General features: G+C 51.3%; 28 protein-coding genes. 13 read left to right on the top strand and 15 right to left on the bottom strand.

Annotated features, from left to right (window positions below):
* The 3 genes from AYI96_RS19325 to AYI96_RS19315 all read right to left on the bottom strand — a co-directional run.
* Positions 1-283, bottom strand: a 283-nt coding sequence (locus AYI96_RS19325) for a transposase (RefSeq protein ID WP_186300070.1), incomplete at its 3' end; no start/stop codon positions are given.
* Positions 284-306: 23 nt separating this feature from the next.
* Entirely contained in the window at positions 307-690 is a 384-nt protein-coding gene (locus AYI96_RS19320; protein WP_144362173.1) for a recombinase family protein, read from the bottom strand.
* Positions 656-1,162: a recombinase family protein gene (locus AYI96_RS19315; protein ID WP_052248228.1), complete on the bottom strand. Its 507-nt coding sequence runs from the start codon at positions 1,160-1,162 to the stop codon at positions 656-658. The genes AYI96_RS19320 and AYI96_RS19315 overlap by 35 nt, the downstream gene beginning before the upstream one ends.
* A gap of 301 nt (positions 1,163-1,463) precedes the next feature.
* Here AYI96_RS19315 and AYI96_RS19310 point away from each other — a divergent pair, with 301 nt between their 5' ends.
* From AYI96_RS19310 to AYI96_RS19270, 9 genes are all read left to right on the top strand, one after another.
* Complete coding sequence (locus tag AYI96_RS19310) at positions 1,464-1,733, top strand: ArsC/Spx/MgsR family protein (protein ID WP_409928950.1); 270 nt, start codon at positions 1,464-1,466, stop codon at positions 1,731-1,733.
* A complete protein-coding gene (dapE, locus tag AYI96_RS19305; RefSeq protein WP_039035448.1) occupies positions 1,730-2,863 on the top strand; it encodes a succinyl-diaminopimelate desuccinylase in 1,134 nt (377 codons plus the stop codon). Before AYI96_RS19310 ends, dapE begins: the two co-directional genes overlap by 4 nt.
* A 3-nt stretch (positions 2,864-2,866) precedes the next feature.
* The gene (locus AYI96_RS19300) at positions 2,867-3,592 is read left to right on the top strand and encodes a M15 family metallopeptidase (RefSeq protein WP_144362172.1); all 726 of its coding nucleotides are present in this window, start codon (positions 2,867-2,869) and stop codon (positions 3,590-3,592) included.
* Between the two features lie 127 nt (positions 3,593-3,719).
* Positions 3,720-4,553: an alpha/beta fold hydrolase gene (locus AYI96_RS19295; protein ID WP_144362171.1), complete on the top strand. Its 834-nt coding sequence runs from the start codon at positions 3,720-3,722 to the stop codon at positions 4,551-4,553.
* Positions 4,554-4,654: 101 nt separating this feature from the next.
* The gene (gene can / locus AYI96_RS19290) at positions 4,655-5,266 is read left to right on the top strand and encodes a carbonate dehydratase (protein WP_039035450.1); all 612 of its coding nucleotides are present in this window, start codon (positions 4,655-4,657) and stop codon (positions 5,264-5,266) included.
* Positions 5,267-5,503: 237 nt separating this feature from the next.
* The gene (gene kdnA, locus AYI96_RS19285; RefSeq protein WP_144362170.1) at positions 5,504-6,691 is read left to right on the top strand and encodes an 8-amino-3,8-dideoxy-alpha-D-manno-octulosonate transaminase KdnA; all 1,188 of its coding nucleotides are present in this window, start codon (positions 5,504-5,506) and stop codon (positions 6,689-6,691) included.
* 20 nt (positions 6,692-6,711) lie between these two features.
* On the top strand, positions 6,712-7,782 hold the full coding sequence (gene kdnB, locus AYI96_RS19280; protein ID WP_039035452.1) for a 3-deoxy-alpha-D-manno-octulosonate 8-oxidase KdnB: 1,071 nt from the start codon (positions 6,712-6,714) through the stop codon (positions 7,780-7,782).
* Positions 7,783-7,850: 68 nt separating this feature from the next.
* The gene (gene kdsB, locus AYI96_RS19275) at positions 7,851-8,588 is read left to right on the top strand and encodes an 8-amino-3,8-dideoxy-manno-octulosonate cytidylyltransferase KdsB (RefSeq protein WP_039035453.1); all 738 of its coding nucleotides are present in this window, start codon (positions 7,851-7,853) and stop codon (positions 8,586-8,588) included.
* Positions 8,589-8,609: 21 nt separating this feature from the next.
* Complete coding sequence (locus AYI96_RS19270; protein WP_144362176.1) at positions 8,610-8,828, top strand: DUF2897 family protein; 219 nt, start codon at positions 8,610-8,612, stop codon at positions 8,826-8,828.
* A 79-nt stretch (positions 8,829-8,907) separates the two neighbouring features.
* On the opposite strand, the gene AYI96_RS19265 is transcribed toward AYI96_RS19270, so the two are convergent.
* The 6 genes from AYI96_RS19265 to zwf all read right to left on the bottom strand — a co-directional run bounded on the left by AYI96_RS19265 (position 8,908) and on the right by zwf (position 14,513).
* The gene (locus tag AYI96_RS19265) at positions 8,908-9,324 is read right to left on the bottom strand and encodes a hypothetical protein (RefSeq protein WP_226684882.1); all 417 of its coding nucleotides are present in this window, start codon (positions 9,322-9,324) and stop codon (positions 8,908-8,910) included.
* Positions 9,325-9,355: 31 nt separating this feature from the next.
* Positions 9,356-9,592, bottom strand: coding sequence for a hypothetical protein (locus tag AYI96_RS19260; RefSeq protein ID WP_143078432.1), 237 nt, complete (start codon positions 9,590-9,592; stop codon positions 9,356-9,358).
* Positions 9,593-9,829: 237 nt separating this feature from the next.
* Positions 9,830-10,471: a bifunctional 4-hydroxy-2-oxoglutarate aldolase/2-dehydro-3-deoxy-phosphogluconate aldolase gene (locus AYI96_RS19255; RefSeq protein WP_096141904.1), complete on the bottom strand. Its 642-nt coding sequence runs from the start codon at positions 10,469-10,471 to the stop codon at positions 9,830-9,832.
* Between the two features lie 19 nt (positions 10,472-10,490).
* Positions 10,491-12,317: a phosphogluconate dehydratase gene (gene edd / locus AYI96_RS19250; RefSeq protein WP_144362169.1), complete on the bottom strand. Its 1,827-nt coding sequence runs from the start codon at positions 12,315-12,317 to the stop codon at positions 10,491-10,493.
* A 9-nt stretch (positions 12,318-12,326) separates the two neighbouring features.
* A complete protein-coding gene (gene pgl, locus AYI96_RS19245; protein WP_039035457.1) occupies positions 12,327-13,031 on the bottom strand; it encodes a 6-phosphogluconolactonase in 705 nt (234 codons plus the stop codon).
* Positions 13,032-13,040: 9 nt separating this feature from the next.
* The gene (gene zwf, locus AYI96_RS19240; RefSeq protein WP_039035458.1) at positions 13,041-14,513 is read right to left on the bottom strand and encodes a glucose-6-phosphate dehydrogenase; all 1,473 of its coding nucleotides are present in this window, start codon (positions 14,511-14,513) and stop codon (positions 13,041-13,043) included.
* A gap of 315 nt (positions 14,514-14,828) precedes the next feature.
* On the opposite strand from zwf, the gene AYI96_RS19235 reads away from it, so the two are divergent.
* Complete coding sequence (locus AYI96_RS19235; protein WP_028781506.1) at positions 14,829-15,683, top strand: MurR/RpiR family transcriptional regulator; 855 nt, start codon at positions 14,829-14,831, stop codon at positions 15,681-15,683.
* 187 nt (positions 15,684-15,870) lie between these two features.
* Positions 15,871-17,310 carry a pyruvate kinase gene (pyk, locus tag AYI96_RS19230; protein WP_039035459.1) on the top strand — a complete coding sequence of 480 codons (1,440 nt, stop codon included), beginning with the start codon at positions 15,871-15,873 and terminating at the stop codon, positions 17,308-17,310.
* 175 nt (positions 17,311-17,485) lie between these two features.
* Here pyk and AYI96_RS19225 read toward each other — a convergent pair whose 3' ends face one another.
* From AYI96_RS19225 to smrA, 3 genes are all read right to left on the bottom strand, one after another.
* Positions 17,486-19,762, bottom strand: coding sequence for an acyl-CoA dehydrogenase (locus AYI96_RS19225; RefSeq protein WP_144362168.1), 2,277 nt, complete (start codon positions 19,760-19,762; stop codon positions 17,486-17,488).
* A 10-nt stretch (positions 19,763-19,772) separates the two neighbouring features.
* Positions 19,773-20,420, bottom strand: a complete 648-nt coding sequence (locus tag AYI96_RS19220) for a TetR/AcrR family transcriptional regulator (RefSeq protein ID WP_039035461.1) — start codon at positions 20,418-20,420, stop codon at positions 19,773-19,775.
* 111 nt (positions 20,421-20,531) lie between these two features.
* Positions 20,532-21,122 carry a DNA endonuclease SmrA gene (gene smrA / locus AYI96_RS19215; protein WP_144362167.1) on the bottom strand — a complete coding sequence of 197 codons (591 nt, stop codon included), beginning with the start codon at positions 21,120-21,122 and terminating at the stop codon, positions 20,532-20,534.
* Between the two features lie 115 nt (positions 21,123-21,237).
* Between smrA and AYI96_RS19210 the strand changes: the two genes are divergently transcribed.
* Together AYI96_RS19210 and AYI96_RS19205 are read left to right on the top strand one after the other, a co-directional pair.
* Positions 21,238-21,840: a YybH family protein gene (locus AYI96_RS19210; protein ID WP_071476883.1), complete on the top strand. Its 603-nt coding sequence runs from the start codon at positions 21,238-21,240 to the stop codon at positions 21,838-21,840.
* A 120-nt stretch (positions 21,841-21,960) separates the two neighbouring features.
* Positions 21,961-22,647, top strand: a complete 687-nt coding sequence (locus tag AYI96_RS19205; protein ID WP_071476882.1) for a hypothetical protein — start codon at positions 21,961-21,963, stop codon at positions 22,645-22,647.
* Positions 22,648-23,033: 386 nt separating this feature from the next.
* Here AYI96_RS19205 and AYI96_RS19200 read toward each other — a convergent pair whose 3' ends face one another.
* The 3 genes from AYI96_RS19200 to AYI96_RS19190 all read right to left on the bottom strand — a co-directional run bounded on the left by AYI96_RS19200 (position 23,034) and on the right by AYI96_RS19190 (position 25,143).
* The gene (locus AYI96_RS19200) at positions 23,034-23,243 is read right to left on the bottom strand and encodes a cold-shock protein (RefSeq protein WP_025009607.1); all 210 of its coding nucleotides are present in this window, start codon (positions 23,241-23,243) and stop codon (positions 23,034-23,036) included.
* Positions 23,244-23,496: 253 nt separating this feature from the next.
* The gene (gene rlmA, locus AYI96_RS19195; RefSeq protein ID WP_071476881.1) at positions 23,497-24,300 is read right to left on the bottom strand and encodes a 23S rRNA (guanine(745)-N(1))-methyltransferase; all 804 of its coding nucleotides are present in this window, start codon (positions 24,298-24,300) and stop codon (positions 23,497-23,499) included.
* Positions 24,301-24,342: 42 nt separating this feature from the next.
* Positions 24,343-25,143: a hypothetical protein gene (locus AYI96_RS19190; protein ID WP_071476880.1), complete on the bottom strand. Its 801-nt coding sequence runs from the start codon at positions 25,141-25,143 to the stop codon at positions 24,343-24,345.
* Positions 25,144-25,204 lie beyond the last annotated feature (61 nt).

Raw genomic sequence — 25,204 nt, 5'->3', positions numbered from 1 at the left:
ATGTCTGGTTCTTTTTTACAACCTGAGGCTCGAAGGTGCCATCTCGGTCACGCGGAGTATGCAGCTCAAAGCTACCGGTAGCGGTCTTCAGTGTCTTACTGGTCTTGCCATTTCTGCGATTACCAGGCTGCTTATCTTCAAGATGTTGGTCGAGCTCAACATTGAGGGCCGCTTCAGTAAGCTGTTTAATGAGTGGTGTGAGAATACCATCTTTGCCGGTCAGGTCTTTACCTGCACGCAGAGCTTCAATGGCGGCTTCCATGTCAAATGTAGGTTTGGTCATTTGAATATCCTTTTGGGTGTATATTACTCAAATGACACAGATTTATGAACACTACCAGGGGTAGTTGCGTTCAAGCGAATGATTTGATCAACAACGCCCCGTAAAATACCCGAGAAGAGATTATCGAAACGTCCCCTCCGAGCCGAACCGCTATGCTTATTGCGTGTTGCGATTTGCTGCTGCACTTCTTGGAAGTCGGAGATTGATACAATCGCAGGGTAGTATTCAGGGATCGGCTCACCAATTGGCTGTCTTTGACCATCAACTCTTGTACAGTTTTGATACTCACCAATCACCCTACGGTTCCTTAAAAGGGAGCCTACACCAGATGGCCGCCAAGGATTGTTCTTACGAAACTCTGTGTGCCCCTCATTATTTATGAATCGCTGCAATTCGAGTATATCCATAACCTTGCATTGCCAGAGCGAACATACGCTGCACTATGGCCGCCCTTTCAGGAATAATAGCAACACGATCCCCTTCCCATTTTAACCACTGAGGAAGATAGGCGTTGCGAATAAGCGTTTTGCTTTCTACTGCAGCCTTTCTACTTTGTTCCCATACAGCTTTAGCCCTTCGGCTTTTCATCTCAGACTCTTCATTGGCACGACTCATATAAACCAAACTGAGCATCAGCTTTGACATATCCAGTTGCCCTTGCCGATATTCAACTTCATCGGTTAAAGTCACGACAACAATGCCAGCTCGTATAATCTCCATGAATTGCATGAGTGCATCTTCCACATTCTGTCGGCTTAATCTGTCATGAGACTCTACTAACAGATATGCCCCTTTAGGGATTTTGCCGTCCTGAACCAAGCGGAGAAAGACCCCTAGTGCAGCGTCTCTGTTGGCACCTTTAAATGCACTTACCCCCATATCTGCTAAAGCAAGCTCTTACAGTTCCAACCCCTTTCTCTTGGCATAATCACGAGCCAACTCAAGCTGACGTCTTGCACTATCACCCCGTACTTGTCTTGTTGTACTAAACCTAAGATAAGAATAAGCCTTGGTGGTGCTCATCATTTTCTCCTGTGGTATGTTTACCCCAACACAAACAAACAATTAAAACAGCATGGAAGTCGAACAGAACTCTCAAACAATAATGTACGGTATTTCTCCCCAAAAGTGCGACACGGTAAAAAAAGCACGAAAATGGTTGGAGGCCAAGGGCCTGCAAGTGACATTTGTGGATTTTCGTGAGCAGGAACTTTCACAAGACACACTCAAGGCCTGGGTCGAGCGCATCGGCTGGGAGGCGGTACTGAACAAACGCTCCACTAGTTTTCGCGCGTTGGATGACGCCGATAAGCAGGATATCGATAGTGCCAAAGCGATATCCCTGATGCTGGCCAATCCAACCCTTATCAAACGCCCTGTACTGACCCGGGGGCTAGATGTGATGACCGGCTTTAAAGAAGCCGACTACCAAGCGTGGTTCGGCCTATGAGTCAGCAGGTGCTTGAGCTTGCCAAGGCGTTGATCTCCCGGGCATCTGTTACCCCTCTGGATGAAGGCTGTCAGGCATTGATGGCCGAGCGACTCGCCAAACTGGGCTTTGCCAACGAGTCCATGGTGTTTGAAGATACCACCAATCTCTGGTCTCGCCGCGGTACTCAGGGGCCGGTTTTTTGTTTTGCCGGCCATACCGATGTGGTACCGCCGGGGGACTTGGCCAATTGGCATACTCCGCCCTTCGAGCCAGTGGTCATCGATGACTATCTTCACGGCCGCGGCGCCGCAGATATGAAAGGCTCGCTGGCAGCCATGGTGGTGGCCACCGAGCGTTTTGTGGCCGCCCATCCGAACCATCAAGGCTCTATCGCTTTTCTGATCACCAGCGATGAAGAAGGCCCCTTTATTAACGGCACCACCCGAGTGATAGACACCCTGGAAGCGCGCAATGAAAAGATCACCTGGGCCTTGGTCGGTGAGCCATCCAGTACCCTCAAACTGGGCGATGTGGTCAAAAATGGCCGCCGCGGCAGCCTCACCGGCAATCTCGTCGTCAAGGGTATTCAAGGACATGTGGCCTACCCTCATCTGGCGGATAACCCTGTGCACAAGGCTGCGCCGGCGTTGGCCGAACTTGCCGCCATGCAGTGGGACAAAGGCAATGAGTTTTTCCCGCCGACCAGTTTTCAGATAGCCAATATCAATGGCGGCACCGGGGCATCCAACGTGATCCCGGGTGAACTCAAGGTGATGTTCAACTTCCGTTACTCCACCGAAGTCACCGCCGAAGAACTGATTAAGCGGGTCGAGAATATCCTCGATGCCCATGGACTGAATTATGAGCTTGGCTGGATCTTCAACGGCCTGCCATTTTTGACCGGCGATGGCCCACTGCTTGAAGCGACCCGCCAAGCGATTAAAGAGGTAACAGGCTCAGAGACCGATCCGCAAACCTCAGGCGGCACTTCAGATGGGCGCTTTATTGCCCCTACCGGTGCTCAGGTAATAGAGTTGGGGCCGGTGAATGCCACCATTCACAAGGTCAATGAGTGCGTGAAAGTCGCAGATCTCGAGCTGTTGGCCCAGTGTTATCAGCGTATCCTGGAAAAACTGTTGTTGGAGTAAGTGATGGCAAGGGGCGATTTTCTCTATGGTATGGAGACTGAAAAAGCGCCGCTAAGGACACTGGTTAGTCTAAGCGGCAGTGAAAGCGGTTCAGGCGCTGAAGTTTGGCTGGAAGCCGAGACGGCCAAGGCCTTTCTTGAGATGCAGGCCGCTGCCGAGCAAGATGGCATCGCCCTGGCCATCTGCTCTGGTTATCGCAGCTTTGAGCGTCAACTCACAATTTGGAATGCCAAAGCCTCAGGGAAGCGCCCTCTACTGGATAAAGACTCACGTCCAGTGAGTGACATCGGCGCCCTTAGTGATGATGAGTTAGTGGCGCTTATTTTGCTTTGGTCGGCGCTGCCTGGCGCCTCTCGCCACCACTGGGGAACGGACGTGGATCTCTTCGACAGCGCCCAAATCAGCAAGCATGAACTCAAGTTGGTTAACGCCGAGTATCAACCCCTGGGCCCTTGCTATAAATTGGACCTGTGGCTGGACGAACGCGCCCCGGATTTTGGCTTCTACCGCCCTTTTCAGGCTGGACTCAGTGGCGTCAGCCCGGAGCGCTGGCACTTGAGTTTCCTGCCAAAAGCCAAAGGGTTTCTCGAGCAGTTTGATAGCGAGCGTCTGCGGCAAATACTCGACCACAGTGACATAACACTCAAGCAAGGTTTGCTTAGACGTTTGCCGGAACTGGTCGAGACTTATGTGAGGCACATTGCCCCCTATCCGGAAAGCCTCACATAAATGCCATTGAAGTAGGTTTGAATGAGCGAGTTTAAATAAACATCATGCAATTTCGTCCCCGGATCCTAAGCCGGCAAACTTGAGGTATCCTGTGTCCCAAACAATAAATCCGGGATACCTTTCAACAATGACTGACTTCAATCAATATCGGCAGCAAATCGAACTCAGGGGCGAAACCCTCAGCTATCTGGATCTGGGCCAGGGCCCTGTGCTGCTACTCGGCCACAGCTACCTTTGGGACGCCACCATGTGGCAACAACAACTGCCTGTACTGGCGAAACACTACCGCTGCATAGTGCCGGATCTCTGGGGCCATGGGCAGTCAGGCGCGATTCCTGCGCTTACCGAGAGTCTGGCGGATATCGCCGCCGATATGTTGACCTTGATGGATAAACTCAGTGTCGATGAATTCACTGTCATCGGCTTGTCGGTCGGTGCCATGTGGGGGGCCGAGCTGGTTCTGAAGGCGCCTTCTAGAGTCAAGGCGTTGGTGATGATGGGCAGCTTCCTCGGCTTTGAGCCCGAAGTTACCCGCAACAAATATATGGCCATGTTGGATGGTATCAACCAATTGGGACAAATTCCTGCGCCCATGGCCGAGCAGATAGCGCCGATGTTTTTTGCCGTGACCACAGCAAGTTTACGGCCACAACTGCTGAGTGATTTCGCCAGCGCCCTGCAAAGTATTTCACCAGAACGGATCCCTGATACCGTCGCCATGGGCAAACTGATTTTCAATCGCCGCGACGCCATGGAAGATGCCGATAACTTGACTCTGCCCTGTTTAATCATGTCAGGTGTGGAAGACACGGCGCGCACTGTACTGGAATCCTTTTTGATGGTCGATGCCATAGACGGCGCCGAGATGGCGCAGATACCGGCAGCCGGCCATATTTCTGTGTTGGAACAGGCCGATTTTATCAACCAAGCCCTGCTGACTTTTCTTAAAAAACATCACTGAAATCCGGCCGCGATGGATAGACCAGCGCGGCTTTATTTTCTGATACACTGCCGAAAATAAATCGGACCACTGTGTTCCCATAAGCCATTTTGTGAGCCTGAATGAAAATACTGAAACCGCTTTTTGAAAACAACCGCCGCTGGGCAGCCAGAATAAGCACTGAAAACCCATCGTTTTTTGAGCAGTTGGCCAAACAGCAAAACCCCGAATATCTCTGGATAGGTTGTTCCGACAGCCGGGTTCCCTCCAACCAGATCATAGATCTGATGCCGGGAGAAGTATTTGTACATCGCAATATCGCCAACATGGTGATCCACACAGATCTCAACTGTTTGTCTGTTCTGCAATACGCAGTCGATGTCCTCAAGGTAAAGCACATCATGGTAGTGGGCCACTACGGCTGCGGCGGCGTCAAGGCCGCCATGGGTACCGACAGACTCGGGCTTATCGACAACTGGCTGGGGCATCTTAGGGATATCTATCGCCTGCATCACCAAGAGTTGGAAACCCTCAATGAAAAACAACGGTTTGATCGCCTTTGTGAGCTCAATGTGATTGAGCAGGTCGCCAATGTCACCAGCAGCAACATAGTTCAGGAAGCCTGGGCCAAGGGGCAAAATCTGTCGATACACGGCTGGATCTACGGAATCGACAATGGGCTTTTGACCGATCTGGATGTCACAGTGGATGGCGGACATCAAAGGGTGGAGTGATCCAAACGGATAAGGGGCGCAGCTGCGCCCCTTGCTTTATCGGTGAAATTTTACCCAGTTGGATTTTTTCCGAAAGAAAGCATCGCAGTATGTTGGCCACCCCGTTATAATTCTGCAGTTAACACGGGTGCTCAGTCATCCGGTCACCCGGCGCACTTCGCGTAACAGCCTTATGGCATAAGGCCTTTTCTGGCGTGACCCTCCCAGAGCACAACACTATCTAAGGAGATATCTTCCATGCCCGGTTTTGAATTGTTTGGTCCTGAAGAAAAACAGGAAGTAGCAGACGTCATGGAGAACGGATTCACCTTCCGTTACAACTTTGATGCCATGCGTAATGATCGCTGGAAAACCCGCGATATGGAGCAGCTCTTATGTGACAAGATGAATGTCAAGCATGCTCACCTGCTCTCCAGCGGTACTGCCGCCCTGCAAACCGCGCTGGCCGCCGCCGGTATCGGCGCCGGGGATGAAGTGATTGTTCCTCCTTTCACCTTTGTCGCTTCTGTTGAGGCAGTTTTCATGGCCGGCGCTATTCCGGTATTTGCCGAAATCGATGAGACTCTGTGTCTGTCACCCGAGGGCATCGAAGCCGCCATTACCCCACGCACCAAGGCGGTAAACCTGGTACACATGTGCGGTTCCATGGCCAAGATGGACGAAATCAAAGCCATCTGTGAAAAACACAATCTGGTACTGCTGGAAGATGCCTGTCAGGCTATTGGCGGCAGCTACAAAGGTCAGGCACTGGGTACCATAGGCGCTGTGGGTTGTTTCTCTTTCGACTCGGTTAAAACCATCACCTGTGGTGAAGGTGGCGCTGTGATCACCAATGATGAAACCATCTACAACCACGCCCACATGTTCTCTGACCACGGCCATGATCATATAGGTAATGACCGCGGCGCCGAGTCTCACCCTATCATGGGTCTCAACTTCCGTATCAGCGAAATGAACGCCGCCCTGGGCCTGGCTCAGCTGCGCAAACTGGACACCATAGTGGAGATCCAGCGTCGCAACAAGAAGCTTATCAAAGACGCCATGGCTGATATCGAAGAAGTTACTTTCCGCGAAATCCCCGATCCTGAAGGCGACAGCGCCGGTTTCCTCTGCTTTATGCTGCCAACCGAGCAACGCACTCAGGAAGTCAACAAGGCGCTGGCTGCCAACGGTGTCGATGGTTGCTTCTACTGGTATGTCAACAACTGGCACTACCTGAAGAACTGGCATCACATTCAGCAGCTCAAGAGCCCTGCTGCCCTGCCGATCACATTAATCGAAGATCGTCCGGATTATACTAAAGTTTCTGTGCCCAAATCTGACGCTATCATGAGCCGGACCATTTCCATGCTGATCAAGCTGTCCTGGACTGAAGAACAGATTGCCGAGCGCATTGCCAACATCAAGAAAGCATTTGCCCAATAACCTAAAGGGAGCTGGTTGCTATGAGTTTCAAGAATTTTAAAGTCGTCCCCAAAATGATCTTTGGTCGCGGTTCTTTTGTCCAACTGGATGAAGTGCTGGCCGCCGAGCGCAAAGAAGCCAACGACTTCGTGGTTTTCGTCGTGGATGACGTTCACAAAGGCAAGCCACTGGAAGGCCGTTTGCCTTTGAAGGAGCAAGATTTCTTACTGTGGGTCAATGTCGACGAAGAACCAACCACAAAGCAGGTTGACAGCCTTACCGAGCAAGTTCAGGCATTCAACAGCAAACTGCCTGTGAGCGTAGTCGGTCTTGGTGGCGGCGCCACTATGGATCTGGCCAAAGCCGTATCTTTGATGCTGACCAACCCAGGTGGTTCTGCCAAGTACCAGGGCTGGGATCTGATCAAGAACCCAGCCATTCACCATATCGGTATCCCTACCATTTCCGGTACAGGTGCCGAAGCTTCACGCACTGCAGTGCTGTGCGGCCCTGAGCGTAAACTGGGTCTGAACTCTGACTACACTGTATTCGATCAGATCATCATGGACTCCGAGCTGATTGCCGGCGTACCCACTGACCAATGGTTCTACACAGGTATGGACTGCTACATCCACTGTGTTGAGTCTCTACAGGGTACCTTCCTGAACGAGTTCTCCCGCGCCTACGCCGAGAAATCCATGGACATGTGCCGTGAAGTCTTCCTGGGCGATCACCCTGAGAAAGATGACAAGCTGATGATGGCCTCCTTTATGGGCGGTATGAGTATCGCCTATAGCCAGGTAGGTGCCTGTCACGCGGTTTCTTACGGTCTGTCTTATATCCTGGGTTATCACCACGGTATTGGTAACTGTATCGCCTTCGACGTACTGGAAGAATTCTACCCTGAAGGGGTTGAAGAGTTCCGTGCCATGATGAAGAAGCACAACATCCAGTTGCCTAAAAACATCTGTAAAGATCTGCCGGACGAGACCATTGCCGCGATGGTTAAAGTCACCAAGAGCATGGGTCCTTTGTGGGCCAACGTCTATGGTGACAGCTGGCAGGAAAAAGTCACCGATGAGATGCTGACCAAGCTGTTCCGCCGTATCTAAGCCGGCACAGGACTGCTATGATTAGGGCTCTTTATGAGCCCTTTCTTCTTGAATACTAGGAAAATTGAATGAAAGTCACCCTGTTGATCCCTGCACGCTATGGTTCCAGCCGCTTTCCCGGCAAACCTCTGGCACCGATTAACGGTAAACCTATGATCCAGCACGTTTATGAGCGCGCCGGACTGGCCAAAGGGTTGGATAACATCTATGTGGCAACCGATGATGTACGTATCAAGGACGCTGTAGAGGCCTTTGGCGGCAATGTTGTGATGACCGGCGCCGAAGCGGCCTCCGGCACCGACAGGATTAACGATGCCATCACCCAATTGGGGTTGGCGGATGACGATCTGGTAGTCAACCTGCAAGGGGATCAGCCGCTGATCGATCCCATCTCCATAGAGCAGATCATCAGTCTGTTCCAGCGTCATCCCGGTGAGTTTGAAATGGCCACCCTCGGCTACCAAATCACCGAAGAGGATGAATTGGACGATCCCAAACATGTGAAGATGGTGTTCGACAACGAATTCTATGCTCTATATTTCTCCCGCGCCCGGATCCCATTTGGTCGTGATATCAACGACTACCCTGTCTATAAACATTTAGGGGTGTATGCCTACACCCGCCGTTTTGTCGAGACCTTTGCCAAACTACCTTTGGGAAGACTGGAAGATCTGGAAAAACTGGAGCAACTACGGGCCCTGGAATACGGCCACAAGATCAAGGTCGCCATCAGCGCATTTGACTCGCCTGAAGTAGATACACCTGAAGATATCCGCCGCTGTGAACAGCGTCTGGCCGTAGACTGAAGCAGGTAGCAAGAGATGGAAATGTCATCTTTGGAAGTCTGGTTGATCATCATTTTGGTAATAGGCGTTATTGCCAGTAACCTGGCTGTACTCAAGTACAGTGCCAAGTTTAAAATGCCGCAATTTGGCCAGCAAAGTAAAGACAAGCAGATAAAGCGTAAGGGTGAAGCCGCCGGAAACACGGATAAAACCCCGGGCTCCCAAGCTGATGGAAAAGATCAGGACAAAAACAAAGACTGACAAAAAAGGCGCACTTTGCGCCTTTTTCATATATCTTCTCTACTTTCTACCTGAGCCTAGACTTGAGCAGGGATTAAGCTCAATAAAACTGCACATCGGAAACCCGGGTCAACCGCACACCATCAACCACCATCTGCCAGTCGCTTCCGACCCTGTGTGGCGGCTCTGATACTTCAAAACGACTGGAGAGAAAACCGATCCCCACCTCGAAGTCGTGACCTTCAAACTTCTGGATCCCACCACTTATCGAGGTGCTGCTGTTGCCATCATAACGCTGATACTCTACAGAGCCGTCGTGTTGTATAAGCAGATACATGTCAGCACTCTGCCACTCACCGGCATATTCGGCCTTATCCAGCGGCAAGGGCTGGCCGCAGCCGCCTAGGAGCCAGGCAAAAGCCAACAGCAGCAGATATCTGAGTCTAGAAGATAACTCTCTTAAATTATTGGCTTTTGACAGACTAACAGAGTAAGGAATTACCGCTGAGCCATACATGACAAGACTCCTTTATCAGATCCGGAAAAGATTAATGACGAAAACCACTGGCAAAAAAGGTATTTCCACAGGCAGGGCAAGACATTTTAATAGGCAGGGGCTGCAATCCAAGCAAAATCATGGTGCCAAGCCCGACTGGTACTGTTAACCAGTTGGCAATAAAACCGAAATCGATCATGGCCTCAGAGATACGACCATTTGCGCCCTTAAACGAACATGTCGGACATTGACAGGCGTTGTAATGCTTGATGATGCACTCGAATCTCACAAAGGCTCCTCCCTGAATCATACAAGCTTATTTATCGGCAACTGTTACGGCAGCAACTGAACTGCCCAAGAAATACCAATAACTTTCCCCTTTTCAGACCAAGCTACCCTAAAGCCAATAACAGTGCAAGCCAGCCTAAAGGACTAAAATTGTTGATTTTGTTACCTATAAAACCACTTGAGCAAAGAAAAGGCTACCTTGGGTAGCCTTAGTCATTCACAGCTCACAGCCAAATGCTCACAGCGCTGCGATAGCCTCCTGGCACAATCTGGTAATTCTCGCCCAGTCGCCCTGCTCCATCGCTTCCACCGGGGCAATCCAGCTGCCACCAATACAATCGACATTCCCCAGCGCTAGGTAGTCTTTGTAGCTGCTCGGAGTGATCCCGCCGGTTGGGCAGAAACGGACATCGGCCAGCGGGCCGCTGAAGGCTTTGAGTGCATTGACCCCGCCTGAAGCTTCTGCCGGGAAGAACTTGAAGTGGGTATAGCCCAGCCCCAGTCCCACCATGACTTCTGAGATACTGGCCACCCCTGGAATAAGTGGGATCTTACCGGCTTTACCCGCCTTGAGCAGTTCCACAGTCGCCCCCGGGGTGATGGCAAATTGAGCACCGGCCTCTGCCGCCTGCGCCAATTGTGCTTCATTCAGAATAGTTCCGGCGCCGACCAAGGCTTCCGGCACCTCGGCCGCAATCCGCCCTATGGCCTCGAGGGCACAATCGGTACGCAGGGTCACTTCCAGTACCCGAATGCCACCGGCAACCAGGGCCTTGGCCAAGGGCACCGCATGTTCAATCTTGTTGATAACCATTACCGGAATGATCGGGCTCAGTTTAAATATGTCCTGAGGTTGCAAGGACCAGTTATTCTCAAGCATGTACTTTATTCCTTAATGATTAGTAATAGTCATCTATGGCACTGGTACTGCGAGCACCGGTTTCAGGACTGCTGAGATTGGCCCGCAGCGCACTGAACAGCTCACGACCCATGCCGTAACGCACACTTCTCAATTCCACTTTCTCGGCATTTCTTGCGGCCAGTTGCTGCTCATCGACCAGCAGACTAAGTTCGCCCTTTTCGGCATCGACCCGCAGCAAATCGCCGCTGTGTACCTTGGCTATCATACCGCCATCTAGCGCTTCCGGCGTCAGATGGATAGCTGCAGGCACCTTACCTGAGGCTCCTGACATACGGCCATCGGTCACCAGGGCAACTTTAAAGCCCCTGTCCTGCAAGGTTCCGAGAATAGGGGTCAGCTTATGCAGCTCAGGCATGCCGTTGGCCTTGGGACCTTGCCCCTTGACCACCACCACGCAGTCCTTATCCAGTTGGCCACTGGTAAAGAGCTCATTGAGCTGGTTCTGATCGTCGATAACCACAGCCGGAGCTTCCACCACTCTGTGTTGCTCCTGCACCGCAGAAACCTTAATAACCGCCCGGCCCAGATTGCCCTTGAGCAGTTTGAGGCCGCCGTTGCTCTGAAATGGTTTGGCCACAGAGGTCAGTACTTCGCTGTCCAGACTTTCGGCCGGGCCATCCACCCAACTGAGCTCGCCATTGAGCAACTTGGGCTCCTTGGTGTAACGCTCAAGACCAAAGCCGGCCACTGTGTTGACGTCTTGATGCAGTAAACCGGCATCCAACAACTGCCGCACCAGATAAGCCATCCCACCGGCAGCATGGAAATGGTTGATGTCGGCATGGCCGTTGGGATAAACCCTGGCTAGCAGCGGCACCACATCCGACAGTTCGGAGAAATCGTCCCAGTTGACTATGATGCCGGCCGCACGGGCCGCCGCCACTATGTGCATGGTGAGATTGGTCGAGCCACCGGTGGCCAACAGAGCCACTATGCCGTTGACTATCGACTTTTCACAAACCAGTTCACCTATCGGGCTGTATTGGTTGCCAAGTTCGGTCAGACGACACACCTGTTTGGCGGCCGCCTTATTGAGCGCCTCACGCAAAGGGTCGTCCGGATTAACAAATGAGGAGCCGGGTAGCTGCAGTCCCATGACTTCCAGCATCAGTTGGTTACTGTTGGCCGTGCCGTAAAAAGTACAGGTACCCGCGCTGTGATAGGACTTGGATTCTGCTTCGAGCAAGGCGGTTCTATCGACCTTACCTTCGGCAAACTGCTGGCGAATACGGGCTTTTTCCTTGTTGGGGATCCCGGACTTCATCGGTCCCGCAGGCACAAACAACATAGGCAGATGACCAAAGCTCAGGGCGCCAATCAGTAGCCCGGGGACTATCTTGTCACAAATACCCAGCAACAAGGCACCATCAAACATATTGTGGGACAGGCCAACGGCGGTAGCCATGGCAATCACTTCACGACTCAGCAGACTGAGCTCCATCCCGGATTGGCCCTGGGTAACGCCGTCACACATGGCCGGCACACCGCCTGCCACCTGGGCAACGCTGCCCACTTCATTGCAGGCCTGTTTCAGCAATTCAGGATAGTGTTCATAGGGTTGGTGCGCCGACAGCATGTCATTGAATGCAGTCACTATGCCTATGTTGGCCTTGTTCAACTGGCGCAAGCTGTCTTTATCGGCAGGCTGACAAGCAGCAAACCCGTGGGCCAGATTGCCGCAACTCAAACTGCTGCGGTGCACGCCCTTGGCCCTGGCTTCGGCCAATGCCGCCAGGTACTTGCCCCTGTGGTCTTGGCTGCGGGCAATAATCCTGTCTGTTACGGCTTGAACTCTTGGGTGCATCTTGCCTCCTTAAGCGCTCCAGAACACATCGACCGGGGTCTTATGCTGCGCCAACACGGCACGGATCGGCATTTCCCTGGGATCGTCACTCTCGAGAGCTTGGTGATATACGGAAAGTTTGGTTTCGCCGACCAGATGCAGATAGATCTGGCGACTGTCAAGCACGGCCTTACGACTCAGGCTGATCCTGGCGTGAGGCGCATTGCCTGGATGTACGGCGCACAGCAATGCATCGGTTTCCAGCGCCTCGGTCAGTTGCTCTTCAGGGGCGCAGGGAAACCAGGAGCAGGTATGACCATCATTGCCCATGCCCAACACGATCACATCAAAAGGCCGCGGAAAATTGGCCAACTGCTCTGAAGCCATACTCAAGCCCGCTTCCGGGGTGGCAAACATATTCTTCAGGCCTCGGAACTTGGCGCTGGCGGCGCGATTTTGCAGTAGATGCTCGCGTACCAGGCGCTCGTTGGAGTCCTGGTCTTCGGCATCCACCCAGCGCTCGTCGGCGAGCGTGATATAAACATCGCTCCAGTCGATCATCTTGTGGCTGAGCTCGGCAAACAGTTTCAGCGGCGTCGAGCCACCGGAAACCACCAGGCTGGCCTTGCCGCGGTTATCTATCGCATTTTGCAGCGCGCCGGCAATACGCTCGGCCAACTGGGCTTCCAGCGCAGTTGGGGTGTCAAACGATTTAAATACGGTTTCTTTAATCATGCTATCTCCTTATTCATCCCAGGAGCGGCCGTCTTTGGTGATCAAGGCCACTGAGGCCACAGGCCCCCAGGTTCCGGCAGGATAAGGCTTGGGCTTTTCGTTGCTCATCTCCCAGGATTGAATAATGCCATCTACCCAGGTCCAGGCCTGCTCCACTTCGTCACGGCGTACAAACAATGCCTGATTCCCCAGCATGGCTTCGAGCAACAAACGTTCATAGGCATCGGCGATACGTTCGTTCTTGAAGGTGTCAGAGAAGCTCAAATCCAGCTTGGTGGTTTGCAGTCGCTGTTTCTGCTCAAGCCCGGGCACCTTGTTCATCATCTGGATCTCCACCCCTTCATGCGGTTGCAGACGAATGGTCAACTTATTGGGCGGCAGATTGCGATGGCTTGAACGATACAGGTTATGGGGTGGATTCTTGAAATAGATGACAATTTCAGAACTCTTGAACGGCATACGCTTACCGCTGCGCAGATAGAAAGGCACCCCAGCCCAGCGCCAGTTATCAATATCGACACGCAAGGCGACAAAGGTCTCTGTGTTGGAATCCACATTGGCGCCCTCTTCCTCCAGATAACCGGGAACCGGTGATCCTTTGAGGAACCCGGCAGAATACTGGCCGCGCACAGTGTTTTCAAATACGTTGTCCTGATTGATGGGACGCAGTGACTTGAGCACCTTCACCTTCTCATCACGAATGCTGTCGGCATCCAGGTTCACAGGTGGGTCCATGGCAATCAAGGTTAGTACCTGCAACAGGTGGTTCTGGATCATGTCACGCATCTGGCCGGCTTTGTCGAAATAGCCCCAGCGTCCTTCAATGCCCACCTCTTCGGCCACAGTGATCTGTACATGATCTATGGTGCGGTTATCCCACTTGGAGGCAAACAGTGAATTGGCAAAACGCAACGCAATCAGGTTCTGTACTGTTTCTTTACCCAGATAGTGATCGATACGATAGACCTGACTTTCATTAAAGTAGGCAGAAACCTGGTCATTAATGACTCTGGATGACTGCAGATCTGAGCCTATGGGCTTTTCCAGCACTACTCGGGTATCGGGATGGATCAGTTGTTGTTCATGCAGACACCGGCAAATATCACCGAAGATGGCCGGAGGCGTAGCAAAATAGTTGACCATCACCCGCTTGGCAGGTTCGAGCAGTTGGTGGAAGGCTTTGTATCCTTCAGATTCGGTAAAATTAGTGCCGACGTAATGGCAACGTTCGAGGAAGCGGGAAAGCGTGGTGTCGCACAAGGGTTCTTTAACAAAGGTGCTCAGGGCAGTTGTAACCAGTTCGCGAAAATCTTCGGCAGAGAATTCATCTTTGGCAACACCTATGACCTTGGTGTCCCGATTGAGCAGGCCGGCCTTATCCAGCTGGTAAAGCGAAGGCAACAATTTGCGCCTTGCCAAGTCGCCCTTGGTACCAAAGAGTACAAAATCACAAGCTTTGGCCTCTGATGTTGTTTTGCCCATTGCTTAATGCTCTCCTTTTGTCGGTGGTGGTTCCGCTATGCGATGAAGAATTCCACACTTTTGTTGTAATATAACAACAGTATTTGTTAAATGCATCTATAATTTGCAAATAAAGCCATGAGGCCAGTCTAGGCAGGTTTGGCAATAATCTGGTATGCTTTTCCTGCTTAAAACCTTCTTATCTCGGAAGTTAGCCTGTTTTCATTCCGGTATATACAGGACTTACGTCAAGATTGGTTTGCACCCTACTTTGTAGTGCTCAGGCCTCAAAGAAATAATAAAATTACATAATTTCAACCCAGCGGACGTACGCGTATGAATACCCTAGAAAAGGTTCAAAAAAACCTCCCCCATTTCAGCAAGTCAGAACGCAAAGTAGCCGAAGTTATCCTGGCATCGCCCCAGACAGCTATTCATTCAAGCATAGCAACTCTGGCCAAGATGGCGGATGTCAGCGAGCCTACAGTCAACCGCTTCTGTCGTCGTTTGGATACCAAAGGTTTCCCGGATTTTAAATTACATCTGGCCCAAAGTCTCGCGAATGGTACCCCTTACGTCAGTCGTCACGTTGAGGAAGATGATACACCCGAATCTTACACCACCAAGATCTTCGAATCTTCCATGGCTTCTCTGGATACAGCACGCCAGAGCATAGATACCACGGCCATCAACAAGGCGGTAGACATACTGACTCAAGCGAAAAAGATCTCTTTCTTCGGTCTTGGTGCCTCCGCCTCTGTGGCACACGATGCCCAGAACAAGTTCTTCCGTTTTAATGTACCGGTTTTATGTTTCGATGATGTGTTGATGCAACGCATGAGCTGTATCAATAGTGATGAAGGCGATGTCGTGGTACTGATTTCCCACACAGGCCGTACTAAGTCATTGATCGATATAGCAAGGCTTGCCAGAGAAAACGGCGCGGCCGTGATTGGTATTACAGCGCGTCACTCGCCGCTGTCGCAGGAATGTACCCTGCCGGTTACCATGGAAGTGCCTGAAGACACTGATATGTACCTGCCTATGGCCTCTCGTTTGGCCCAGTTGGTGATTATTGATGTGCTGGCGACCGGATTTACCTTGCGCCGGGGGCCACGCTTCAGGGAAAGTCTAAAGCGGGTAAAAGAGGTATTGAAAGAATCCCGCATCGATAAGAGCGAGCCACTCTAATCCCCTTTCCCGTAAGCACCTGGGCAGTTACCAAAATTGGCAACTGCCCAAGCCCCGCCTAAAATTAGCCGTAACTCACAAAAATAAAACTTTGAGTTAGATCATTTTGTCTGTAAGTTTCCTACATATTGAGCCGTTGTCTGTTAATATAGCGTAAGATTTTTTTAAAACTTAAACGGAGTATATTATGTTCCGCAGAACCAAGATCGTTACCACGCTGGGCCCCGCCACAGATCGTGATGATAACCTGCGTCGTATCATAGCAGCAGGTGCCAACGTTGTTCGCCTCAACTTCTCCCACGGTTCCCCCGAAGATCACCTAAAACGCGCCAGCCAAGCCCGCAGCATTGCGAAAGAGCTTGGTGTACACGTTGCCATCCTCGGCGATCTCCAGGGGCCGAAAATCCGTGTTTCCACCTTCAAGGACAATAAGAAAGTCCAACTCAAGCTCGGCCAACCATTTATCCTGGATGCGGAGCTGGGTAAAGGCGAAGGCGACGAAACTCAAGTAGGTATCGATTACAAGGAACTGCCGGACGATGTGGTTGTCGGTGATATCCTGATGCTGGACGATGGCCGGGTACAACTGAAAGTCGAAAAGGTAGAAGGCCGTAAGGTACATACCAGCGTGACAGTTGCCGGCCCCCTATCCAACAACAAGGGGATCAACAAGAAAGGCGGAGGCCTGTCTGCCGCTGCGCTGACAGATAAAGACAAGCAGGACATTGTCACAGCGGCACAAATTCAGGTCGACTACCTGGCGGTATCCTTCCCTCGCAGCGGCGCCGATCTTAACTATGCCCGCGAACTGGCGCAAAAGGCCGGCAGCAATGCCCTGATAGTATCCAAGGTAGAGCGCGCCGAAGCCGTAGCTTCCGATGAAGCGATGGACGATGTAATCCTCGCCTCCGATGCCGTCATGGTAGCCCGCGGTGACCTGGGAGTAGAAATCGGCGATCCGGCTCTGGTTGCCGTACAGAAAAAGCTGATCAGCCGCTCGCGTCAACTCAATAAGGTAGTGATCACCGCGACCCAGATGATGGAGTCTATGATCAGCAGCCCTATGCCGACCCGCGCCGAAGTCATGGACGTGGCTAACGCCGTACTCGACGGTACAGACGCAGTGATGCTCTCGGCCGAGACCGCTGCCGGGGATTATCCGGAAGAAACGGTTCAGGCCATGGCCAGAGTTTGTCTTGGCGCCGAAGCGCATCCCAGTGTGCGGGTATCCAAGCACCGCCTGGATGAAAGCTTCAGCTCCATAGAAGAAACCATAGCGCTGTCTACCATGTATGCCGCCAACCATTTGCAGGGTGTTAAGGCGATTATCGCCCTGACCGAATCCGGCGCAACGCCCAAGTTGATGTCACGGATAAGCTCAGCGCTGCCTATCTTCGCCCTCGCCCGTCATCAACCCACTTTGGCCAAGATGGCACTCTATCGGGGTGTCTATCCTGTAGAGTTTGACTCCACCGTTTATGCCGCCGATGAGCTGGCGAAAAAGGCCCTTGAAAGCCTCAAGGCCAAGGGATACCTGGAGAGTGGTGACATGGTACTCATGACCAAGGGTGATGCCATGGAAACCGTAGGCGGCACCAACACCTGCAAGGTGCTGATCGTCGCCTAATGGCTTGCCAATGACGCTAAGCTGATAACAAAACAGAAAAGGTACGCCGAGGCGTACCTTTTTAATTTCTGCTGCTTTCGTTGCTGTTTCAGGCTTGGTGATTTTGTTTACATCAGAGCTAAGCCTACCCGGGACAGGCTTACCAAACTGAAATTCACATACCAATCAATCTCAATTAAAGAGTTTCAAAATCATCGACATTGATTGCCGCCAAGCGCAGCTTATCGGCCTCAAGCAACTGCTCATACTCGGCTTTACTGATAACCTCAGCATCCAATGCCGCCTGATACAGAGATAGCGGTGCCAGTTTGGCAGGCAAACGGCCATCCTTTTGCGCCTTTCTCAGTTTGCCGTGCAGTTCACGGCACTGATATTGAGCCTTGAATGCCGCTTCTACCTCGGCAATACCACTGGTGTCACCGTCAAATTCAGGACAGAGGAAGGTCAGCCTGTCGCGGGCCGGACCAGGTTTTAGCATGCTCTTGACCAGCTCAATGGACTGGCTGTCTTTCGGGCCGTTGAAGTGGTTCCCCAGCGGGAATACCAGCACACGCATGACCCAGGCAACCGGACGATTGGGGAAGTTGGCTATCGCCTGCTCAAGCGCCTTGGCAGCCAGTTGCAATCGGGTATCCATCACATGTTTGACTATCGGCAGATCGTCAAACTGGCGGCCATTGTCTTCAAACAGTTTCAATGTGGCCGAGCCCAGATACAGCTGACTGAGCACATCACCGAGTCTGGCCGAAATCATCTCCTTGCGCTTGAGATCGCCGCCCAAAATAAGCATCGACAAGTCGGTCACCAGTGCCAGTGCCTTGGACAGACGGGCCATCTGCTTGTAATAGTCGCGGGTATCGCCACTCACGGGTGAGCGCTCAAAATAGCTACGGCTGAGGGCGTTGCCCAAAGAGCCAAAGGCGTTACGCAGCGCATAACCTATGTGGCCCATTAACAAAGAGTCGAAACGCTCCAGCGCTTCACTGTTGTCTTCCATGCCGGCAGCTTCCATCTCGGCCAGCACATAAGGATGACAGCGGGTCGCGCCCTGACCGAAGATCATCAAACTACGGGTCAGGATGTTGGCCCCTTCCACTGTGATGGAGATGGGGTTGGCCATATAACCATGAGCAAGATAGTTTTTTGGCCCCATCTGAATACCCTTGCCGGACTGAATATCCATGGCATCGTTCATCACCTGACGGCCAAGCTCTGTCATGTGATATTTGGCAATCGCGGTAACCACAGATGGTTTAACCTTGAGATCTATGCCTGTGGTTGTCAGACGACGGGCCGCTTCCAGCTGATAGGTGTTGGCAATGATCCTTGCCAACGCTTCCTGAACCCCTTCAAACTGACCTATGGCCATGCCGAACTGTTTACGCACGTAGCTGTAAGCGGTTGTCGTCTTGGTCGCCATATGCCCGGACGCCGTCGCCAGCGCCGGCAGTGAAATACCACGTCCTGCAGAGAGGCACTCCACCAGCATACGCCAGCCACGACCTGCGTATTGCGGGCCACCTATGATCCAATCCAGCGGAATAAACACCTCGTCCCCTTGAGTGGTACCATTCATAAAGGCCATATTAAGCGGATTGTGACGGCGACCAATTTTCACGCCGGGATGATCGGTTGGGATCAGGGCGCAGGTAATCCCCAGGTTCACCTTGTCCCCCAACAGCCCGTCTGGGTCGCGCATCTGAAATGCCAGTCCCAGCACTGTAGCCACAGGTGCCAGAGTGATGTAACGCTTGTTCCAGCTAAGCTTAAGCCCCAGAGTTTCCTCGCCCTGGAACTCACCGCGGCAGACTATCCCTTCATCGGGAATAGCACCGGCATCTGAGCCGGCTTCGGGGCCGGTCAGGGCAAAACAAGGGATCTCTTCCCCTTTGGCTAAAGCCGGCAACCAATGCTCTTTCTGCTCCTTGGTACCATAATGAGTCAGCAACTCACCCGGACCGAGTGAGTTGGGCACCATCACAGTCACGGCGGCGCTGACACTGCGGCTCGCCAACTTACTGACTATGGTGGAGTTGGCATAGGCTGAAAACTCACGGCCACCGTATTTTTTCGGGATGATCAGCGCGAAGAAGCCTTCTTTCTTGAAGTACTCCCACAGCTCAGGCGGTAAGTCCTTGCGGTTGTTGACTATGTCATAGTCATCGATCATTTTTAGCGCCGTCATCACCTGATGGTCGATAAAGTCTTTCTCATCGGCGCTCAGCGCCGGTTTACCATAGGCGTGCAGGCTTTCCCAGTTGGGTTTACCACGAAACAGCTCGGCTTCCCACCAGACATCACCGGCCTCCATCGCTTCACGCTCTGTATCCGAAAGTGGTGGTAACACCTTGCGAAAGAAGGCCAATATCGGCCGGGTCACAAACTGCAGGCGTATATTGCGCACAAAGAACAGTGCTATCAGGGCAACTATTATTAAGAGGATAATACTCATAACCAGACCTTTATTCTGCTTGAGAAACCAGCGGCACAGCCACACCGGCGGCCATGTAAGGGATCACTTTGCGGATCACTGCCTCAATATCATTATGTTCACCGAAGTCAGCTTCGGCGATTTCATTGAGCGCATCGGCCGAGGCCATGGTGAAAACTATAGTTCCCAGGGTAAAGTGCAAGCGCCAGAACATCTCTGCAGGTGGAATGTGCGGTGCACTGCCGGAGACCGCCTGAACAAACTGATCCAGATGCTTGCCATAGTGGGTGGTAATAAACCAGCGCAAGTGCCCCTGGCTTTCGATGTAGCCACGACCAAGCAGTTGCAGGAAGATACTGGTTCCTTCGTTGCGAACTTTGTTAAGTTCAAGCAGCGGCCCCACCAGAGAGGAGAAAATGGCATCCAAAGAAGCCTGTTTATCCTGGCTGATAAGCTCATTGATGGCGTTTGACGCCGATGGCATAAACACGTCCAGATAACGTGCCAAAACCGCCCGAATGAGCTCTTTTTTGGAACCAAAATGGTAGTTTACAGATGCAAGATTCACTTCTGCTTTGCTGGTGATAAGCCTGAGGGAGGTTTCCGAAAACCCCCGCTCGGCAAACAGCTTCTCCGCGGCATCGAGAATTCTTGTCTTGGTATCAGATCGACTTGCCATTCCGTGACCTTAGTTAATTTAAAACACTCGTTTAAATTAAACACTGGTTACACTTATGTCAAACGAAATCTCGGCTACGGTCAAGGCAGATAATCTGCCACCCCAAACAGCTCAGCGAAAGCCTGCTCCTTTATGGTTGGTCTCGCGGGATTCAATCCGCTTGGCATCTGATTTAGGTAACATCACATAGAGGGCGCCATAGCCGCCATGTTCGCGCTGGGCGCTGTGAAAGGCCTGTACTTCATCCATCTGCGACAACCAGAAGTTAACGCAAGATTTAATAAGCCCAGGAAACGGCTTGCGATTCTGTCCTTTGCCGTGGATCACCAGCACGCAGCGATGGCCTAAAACCACCTGAGATTGAATGAAACCGAGCAAATAGTCTCTGGCTTGGCGCACCGACATGGCGTGAACATCCAGCTCGGCGGCTATCTTGTATTTACCGAGACGTAAATTCTTGAATACCGCCTCCTGGATCCCCTGCTGCTTGTAGCTGAGCATATCATCGGGTTTCACTCTGGGGATCAGCGCTAAATCCAAGGTCAGGCGCTGCAGATACTCATGGGCCTCGGCGGCGGCTTTGCGTGCCTGTTTTGACTCGCTGGAAAGAGGTTTCGCTCTGGTCAGGGCCTGATGTTGCTGTTTGAGCGGCACCACATCGGCCATTTCTTGCATAAAAAGTGTCAGATCATCTGCTTTCATGATGCGACTCCTCCAACTTATGACGAGGTTTACACACTTTGTAAAGAAATCAATCTTCTGTTACCAAAGGGCTTCTATTATAGTGAGGTCAGATGAGCCTGCTTAGATGATTTTAATGAAATTCTTAACCTTATTGCTCGTTTGCCTGATTTCTGTGCTTCAGCCCCTCAAGGCCGCCGAATTGCAGGATAAAGACCAAGCAGCCCTTAATCGTGTCTATGTCATGTTCAACCGGGCATTTAATGAACTTAACTCCGCCCCTTTGGAAAACATATACGCAGAGGATGCCACTTATATTCCTGAACAGCAAAGCCTTGCCATAGTTCAGGGACGTGAAAACGTACTCAAACTGTATCAAAAGTTCTTTGACCGCATCCGCCATAAACAAGCCAGAATAGATGTGGATTTTCGGGTCGTTCAGCGTCAGGCGCACGGCAAGAGCGCCACCGACATAGGCTATTATCTAGTGCGTTTTCACCCGCCGAAAGACACAGAAGAACCCATGAGCGAGTTTGCCGGTAAAATCGTTATCGTCAGCCACAAAGATAAAAAAGGTAACTGGTTAGTGGATGTTGATACCAGCAACCGCGCCGAGCCGGAGCATTATTTCAACGCCAAACCCCAACCTAACCTGTATTATGGCGAGCAATTTGCCCCTGTACCCCCTGCCAGCGATCTCCCATCCAGTGTTGAAATTGAAATCGTTCATGCCAAGTAATTAGCGGTACTTGAGAGTGCGCCCTGCGGATAGAAGGGCGCTATCGTTTTTGCTGCAATAACAATGACGGGTTACCTTATTCACTTATCTTGCTGAAGTTCACGACAAGTAAAAGGAATTATGAGTCAGATGACACCATTCAAACTGAACGATTGCAAATGGTTCGATAGCACCTTTACCGGCAAATACGCTAATCTGGATTTAGGGAGCGAAATCACTTTACCCATCTCTTTAAGCTTTTTCACCCTGCCCTGGAGAAAAGAGCTGCCGCTGCTTTTGAGCCTAGTTCCCGTTATTGCGCTAGCCACTCTGGTGGCGCCGTTTATAGGAAAGGTTCAGTTGCTGCTTCCTGCCTGCAGCGTCATCTGGTTTTTGATATATATCCAGGTACGTAAAGGCCGGATACTGACTCAGTTAGGCGTAAAAAGCAGTGCCAAAGACGAGCGGCAGATAAGGATAAACCAAACCCATATTTTTCTGCCTCAATATCTCACGGGAGCAACGACCGCTGTTGCCAAAGAAGATATCGCGAGTATGGTGTTCCACTGGGTGGGCTATCATGACAATCATCAGATTGAGCGAAAACGAGCTCACGCCATGACAGTTAAGCTGAAGAATGGCCTTGAGTACCGTCTCTCGGGTATGGCATATCCTTTAAGAAGCCTGCTTTACCTTACTATCTTCTTTGGTTACCCAGTAACACTGCTCCAAGTTTCCCCTCAAGCGGAACGCCTTATCCATTTTGCCGCCTTACTCGCAATCAGTGTACTCACACTCAATGTTGTCATGCTTTTTGTCATCAGTTGAGTGAAGTCAGGCACAGTGAACCAACGCCTTTTTAAAGTAATGACGCCCCATAAACTACTCAAAGCAGATCTGATGCCTGGCTTTATCAAAACCATCAGTAACAAGTTATCGTCTGTGTCGACAACGGATCCTGCCTCTGCGTGACTCTTGACACAAGAGTCACCTAAGAACTGAGTATCAAAGGCTTGCAGCAATATAAGAATAGCGAAAACGACGACGTCCCACAAAAACCATGCGGTTAACAATTCAGTGAAAGATACAAAGGAAAGTGTAAAGTTGAAGCGATTGCCTGCAGATATAAAAAAACCGCGCTTTCCTTACACTTCTTTAGGAGTGTAGGCTCGCGCGGTTGATTACTGTATCGCTCGGGTTACCCCGAAAAGCGATTAGCCGATAACAGAAACGTTTTCAGCTTGAGGACCTTTTTGGCCCTGAGTAACAGTGAAGGATACTTTCTGACCTTCGTCCAGAGTCTTGAAGCCGTCAGAGTTGATGGCGCGGAAGTGTACAAACACGTCTGGACCAGACTCTTGCTCGATGAAACCGAAACCTTTGTCAGAGTTGAACCACTTAACTACACCAGTTACTTGTGACATGATATAAATCCTGTAAATAAAACTATCTTTTAAGCCTTAACGGCGGTGGAGCTGAAAATGCCGGTATTACTTATGTTTACAGGACGAACTGGTCGTATTGAAGACATAAAAATAAGCCCAACTTTCAAGCTATGAAGACTATAAATCATTCTGGAGATAAGTCAACAAACTTAATTAACCCTTCTTAGTTTTTTTTACTTAAATTTCGAGTATTTGCCGTAACAAGTTGAAACCTATCTTATAGTTCTAGCTCTTATGTATTACGTTGGTAAATTTGAATGTGAAAATCCAGCTCACAACGCAATCCCTCAGCCTGCAGCTGCTGTTTCTGTTCGGCGCTGAGCTTCCAGGCATAGGGAGTCATTTCCAGAAAATCATTGCAAAGCTGTCCGGCTGGCAGAACCAGCGGCCACTGCAGTCTCTCATCATGCAACAAACTAAAACCCGGTAGCGCTGCCTTGGTAAGCTCATGCTCTCTTGGCTCACTATAGATGATCTCTTTTAACTGAAAGTGATGTCTTGGGCCGGGGGATACACAGATGAAAATGCCGCCTGGCTTACACACCCGTGCCAATTCCTGCACTTTGGATGGTGCATAGATACGCAACATAAGATCAAAGGCTGCATCGGCAAAAGGCATGTCGTAGGCGCTGGCTACACAAAAGTGCATCTGTGGATGTGCCTTGGCGGCGTAGCGAATAGCCGTTCTGGAAATATCCAAACCATAGAGCTCGCCACCAACAGCCTGTTGCAAACGTTGGCTGTAGTAGCCCTCACCGCAACCCAGATCCAAAATGGAGGGGTGTGTCTTGCCATATTCCAGCGCCAGTTCGTTGACCCTGCTGCTGAGAGCCTGATAATAGCCGGCATTTAAAAAACTGCGCCTGGCCTGCATCATCTGCTTGTTGTCACCGGGATCGCGGGAGTTTTTCTTCTGCACCGGCAACAGGTTGATATAACCTTCTTTGGCTTGATCAAAGCTGTGGTTTTGGCTACAACGCCATTGTTTTCCGTCCTGTAGCAACTCGCTGCGGCACAGGGGACAAATATAAGTCATGCATTACTTCCATCAGAATCGGGCTTTGCAGCCCAAGTGATTTTACTCTTCGTCGGTCAACTGTCTGACCATGGCATTGAGCTCAGGTGATGACAGCAGCTCATAACACTCCAGCATACGCCTGAGTTTTTCTTCTGCGATATCTTGGTTGGCACTCAGGCGGTAACTTGGGCGTTCAAGTGACTGATTATAACATCGCAGCAGCCATTGGCGCTTCTGCACCAGGCCGGTAAGCAGGTGCCACACTTCATTGATCAGACCTTCGGGTAACTCAGTTCCCTGCGCTTGCTGGTAACATTCCAGCCGCTTCCTCGCCCGGGTGACTTCATTGAGCTGCAACGCCAGTTTTTCACTGCTGGCCTGATAATCTTGAGGTTCAGCCAAAGCTGCCTTGGCGAGAATGATCTCTCTTGGCTCCTGGGACAAACGTAAATCTTGTTCCAAAGGCAGTAGTTCGAATCTACTGGTTTGCAACGAACAGAGAAATGTCTGTCCAGGCCATAAATCGAGATTCACGCCTTGCCTCAGGGCAGCGATGCAACTTGAAGTACTGGTCCCAACTTCAAAGTAGAGTCTAAAGCCCTGACCTGCCGAGCGCGACACTCCATCCTTCCTGACTGCTTTCAAAGGTAGCAACTCTTGGGTCAGGAATGGCTGCAGCCTCAAAACAAACTGTCCCTGCGAAGCTTTGTCTTCTCCTTCAAGCATTACCCACTCGAGCAGTGGCGAGCGCAGCGCCTCCGACAACACAAAATCGCTGACACTATCAGGTAAGCTGAGGCACAACCTGGTCGGCATAGAAAGATTGACTATAGTGGGCGAACTGAAAAACTGACTATGCATCTGCATCCCTTCGGGTAATCCGAACCTCTTTGTCGTCCCTGCCGGCAGGCATATATTGTAC

The organism is Shewanella sp. MSW (genome assembly GCF_007636515.1).
GTDB classification, from domain to species: Bacteria; Pseudomonadota; Gammaproteobacteria; order Enterobacterales; family Shewanellaceae; genus Shewanella; species Shewanella indica.
This window is presented reverse-complemented; position numbering and strand designations above follow the sequence as displayed.

Bases quoted from the DNA above. Each gene is read 5' to 3' on its own strand.
- AYI96_RS19320 (WP_144362173.1), bottom strand. From the start codon at position 690: ATGGATATACTCGAATTGCAGCGATTCATAAATAATGAGGGGCACACA.
- AYI96_RS19315 (WP_052248228.1), bottom strand. From the start codon at position 1,162: ATGGGGGTAAGTGCATTTAAAGGTGCCAACAGAGACGCTGCACTAGGG.
- dapE (WP_039035448.1), top strand. From the start codon at position 1,730: ATGAGTCAGCAGGTGCTTGAGCTTGCCAAGGCGTTGATCTCCCGGGCA.
- AYI96_RS19300 (WP_144362172.1), top strand. From the start codon at position 2,867: ATGGCAAGGGGCGATTTTCTCTATGGTATGGAGACTGAAAAAGCGCCG.
- AYI96_RS19295 (WP_144362171.1), top strand. From the start codon at position 3,720: ATGACTGACTTCAATCAATATCGGCAGCAAATCGAACTCAGGGGCGAA.
- can (WP_039035450.1), top strand. From the start codon at position 4,655: ATGAAAATACTGAAACCGCTTTTTGAAAACAACCGCCGCTGGGCAGCC.
- kdnA (WP_144362170.1), top strand. From the start codon at position 5,504: ATGCCCGGTTTTGAATTGTTTGGTCCTGAAGAAAAACAGGAAGTAGCA.
- kdnB (WP_039035452.1), top strand. From the start codon at position 6,712: ATGAGTTTCAAGAATTTTAAAGTCGTCCCCAAAATGATCTTTGGTCGC.
- kdsB (WP_039035453.1), top strand. From the start codon at position 7,851: ATGAAAGTCACCCTGTTGATCCCTGCACGCTATGGTTCCAGCCGCTTT.
- AYI96_RS19270 (WP_144362176.1), top strand. From the start codon at position 8,610: ATGTCATCTTTGGAAGTCTGGTTGATCATCATTTTGGTAATAGGCGTT.
- AYI96_RS19265 (WP_226684882.1), bottom strand. From the start codon at position 9,324: ATGTATGGCTCAGCGGTAATTCCTTACTCTGTTAGTCTGTCAAAAGCC.
- AYI96_RS19255 (WP_096141904.1), bottom strand. From the start codon at position 10,471: ATGCTTGAGAATAACTGGTCCTTGCAACCTCAGGACATATTTAAACTG.
- edd (WP_144362169.1), bottom strand. From the start codon at position 12,317: ATGCACCCAAGAGTTCAAGCCGTAACAGACAGGATTATTGCCCGCAGC.
- pgl (WP_039035457.1), bottom strand. From the start codon at position 13,031: ATGATTAAAGAAACCGTATTTAAATCGTTTGACACCCCAACTGCGCTG.
- zwf (WP_039035458.1), bottom strand. From the start codon at position 14,513: ATGGGCAAAACAACATCAGAGGCCAAAGCTTGTGATTTTGTACTCTTT.
- AYI96_RS19235 (WP_028781506.1), top strand. From the start codon at position 14,829: ATGAATACCCTAGAAAAGGTTCAAAAAAACCTCCCCCATTTCAGCAAG.
- pyk (WP_039035459.1), top strand. From the start codon at position 15,871: ATGTTCCGCAGAACCAAGATCGTTACCACGCTGGGCCCCGCCACAGAT.
- AYI96_RS19225 (WP_144362168.1), bottom strand. From the start codon at position 19,762: ATGAGTATTATCCTCTTAATAATAGTTGCCCTGATAGCACTGTTCTTT.
- AYI96_RS19220 (WP_039035461.1), bottom strand. From the start codon at position 20,420: ATGGCAAGTCGATCTGATACCAAGACAAGAATTCTCGATGCCGCGGAG.
- smrA (WP_144362167.1), bottom strand. From the start codon at position 21,122: ATGAAAGCAGATGATCTGACACTTTTTATGCAAGAAATGGCCGATGTG.
- AYI96_RS19210 (WP_071476883.1), top strand. From the start codon at position 21,238: ATGAAATTCTTAACCTTATTGCTCGTTTGCCTGATTTCTGTGCTTCAG.
- AYI96_RS19205 (WP_071476882.1), top strand. From the start codon at position 21,961: ATGAGTCAGATGACACCATTCAAACTGAACGATTGCAAATGGTTCGAT.
- AYI96_RS19200 (WP_025009607.1), bottom strand. From the start codon at position 23,243: ATGTCACAAGTAACTGGTGTAGTTAAGTGGTTCAACTCTGACAAAGGT.
- rlmA (WP_071476881.1), bottom strand. From the start codon at position 24,300: ATGACTTATATTTGTCCCCTGTGCCGCAGCGAGTTGCTACAGGACGGA.
- AYI96_RS19190 (WP_071476880.1), bottom strand. From the start codon at position 25,143: ATGCATAGTCAGTTTTTCAGTTCGCCCACTATAGTCAATCTTTCTATG.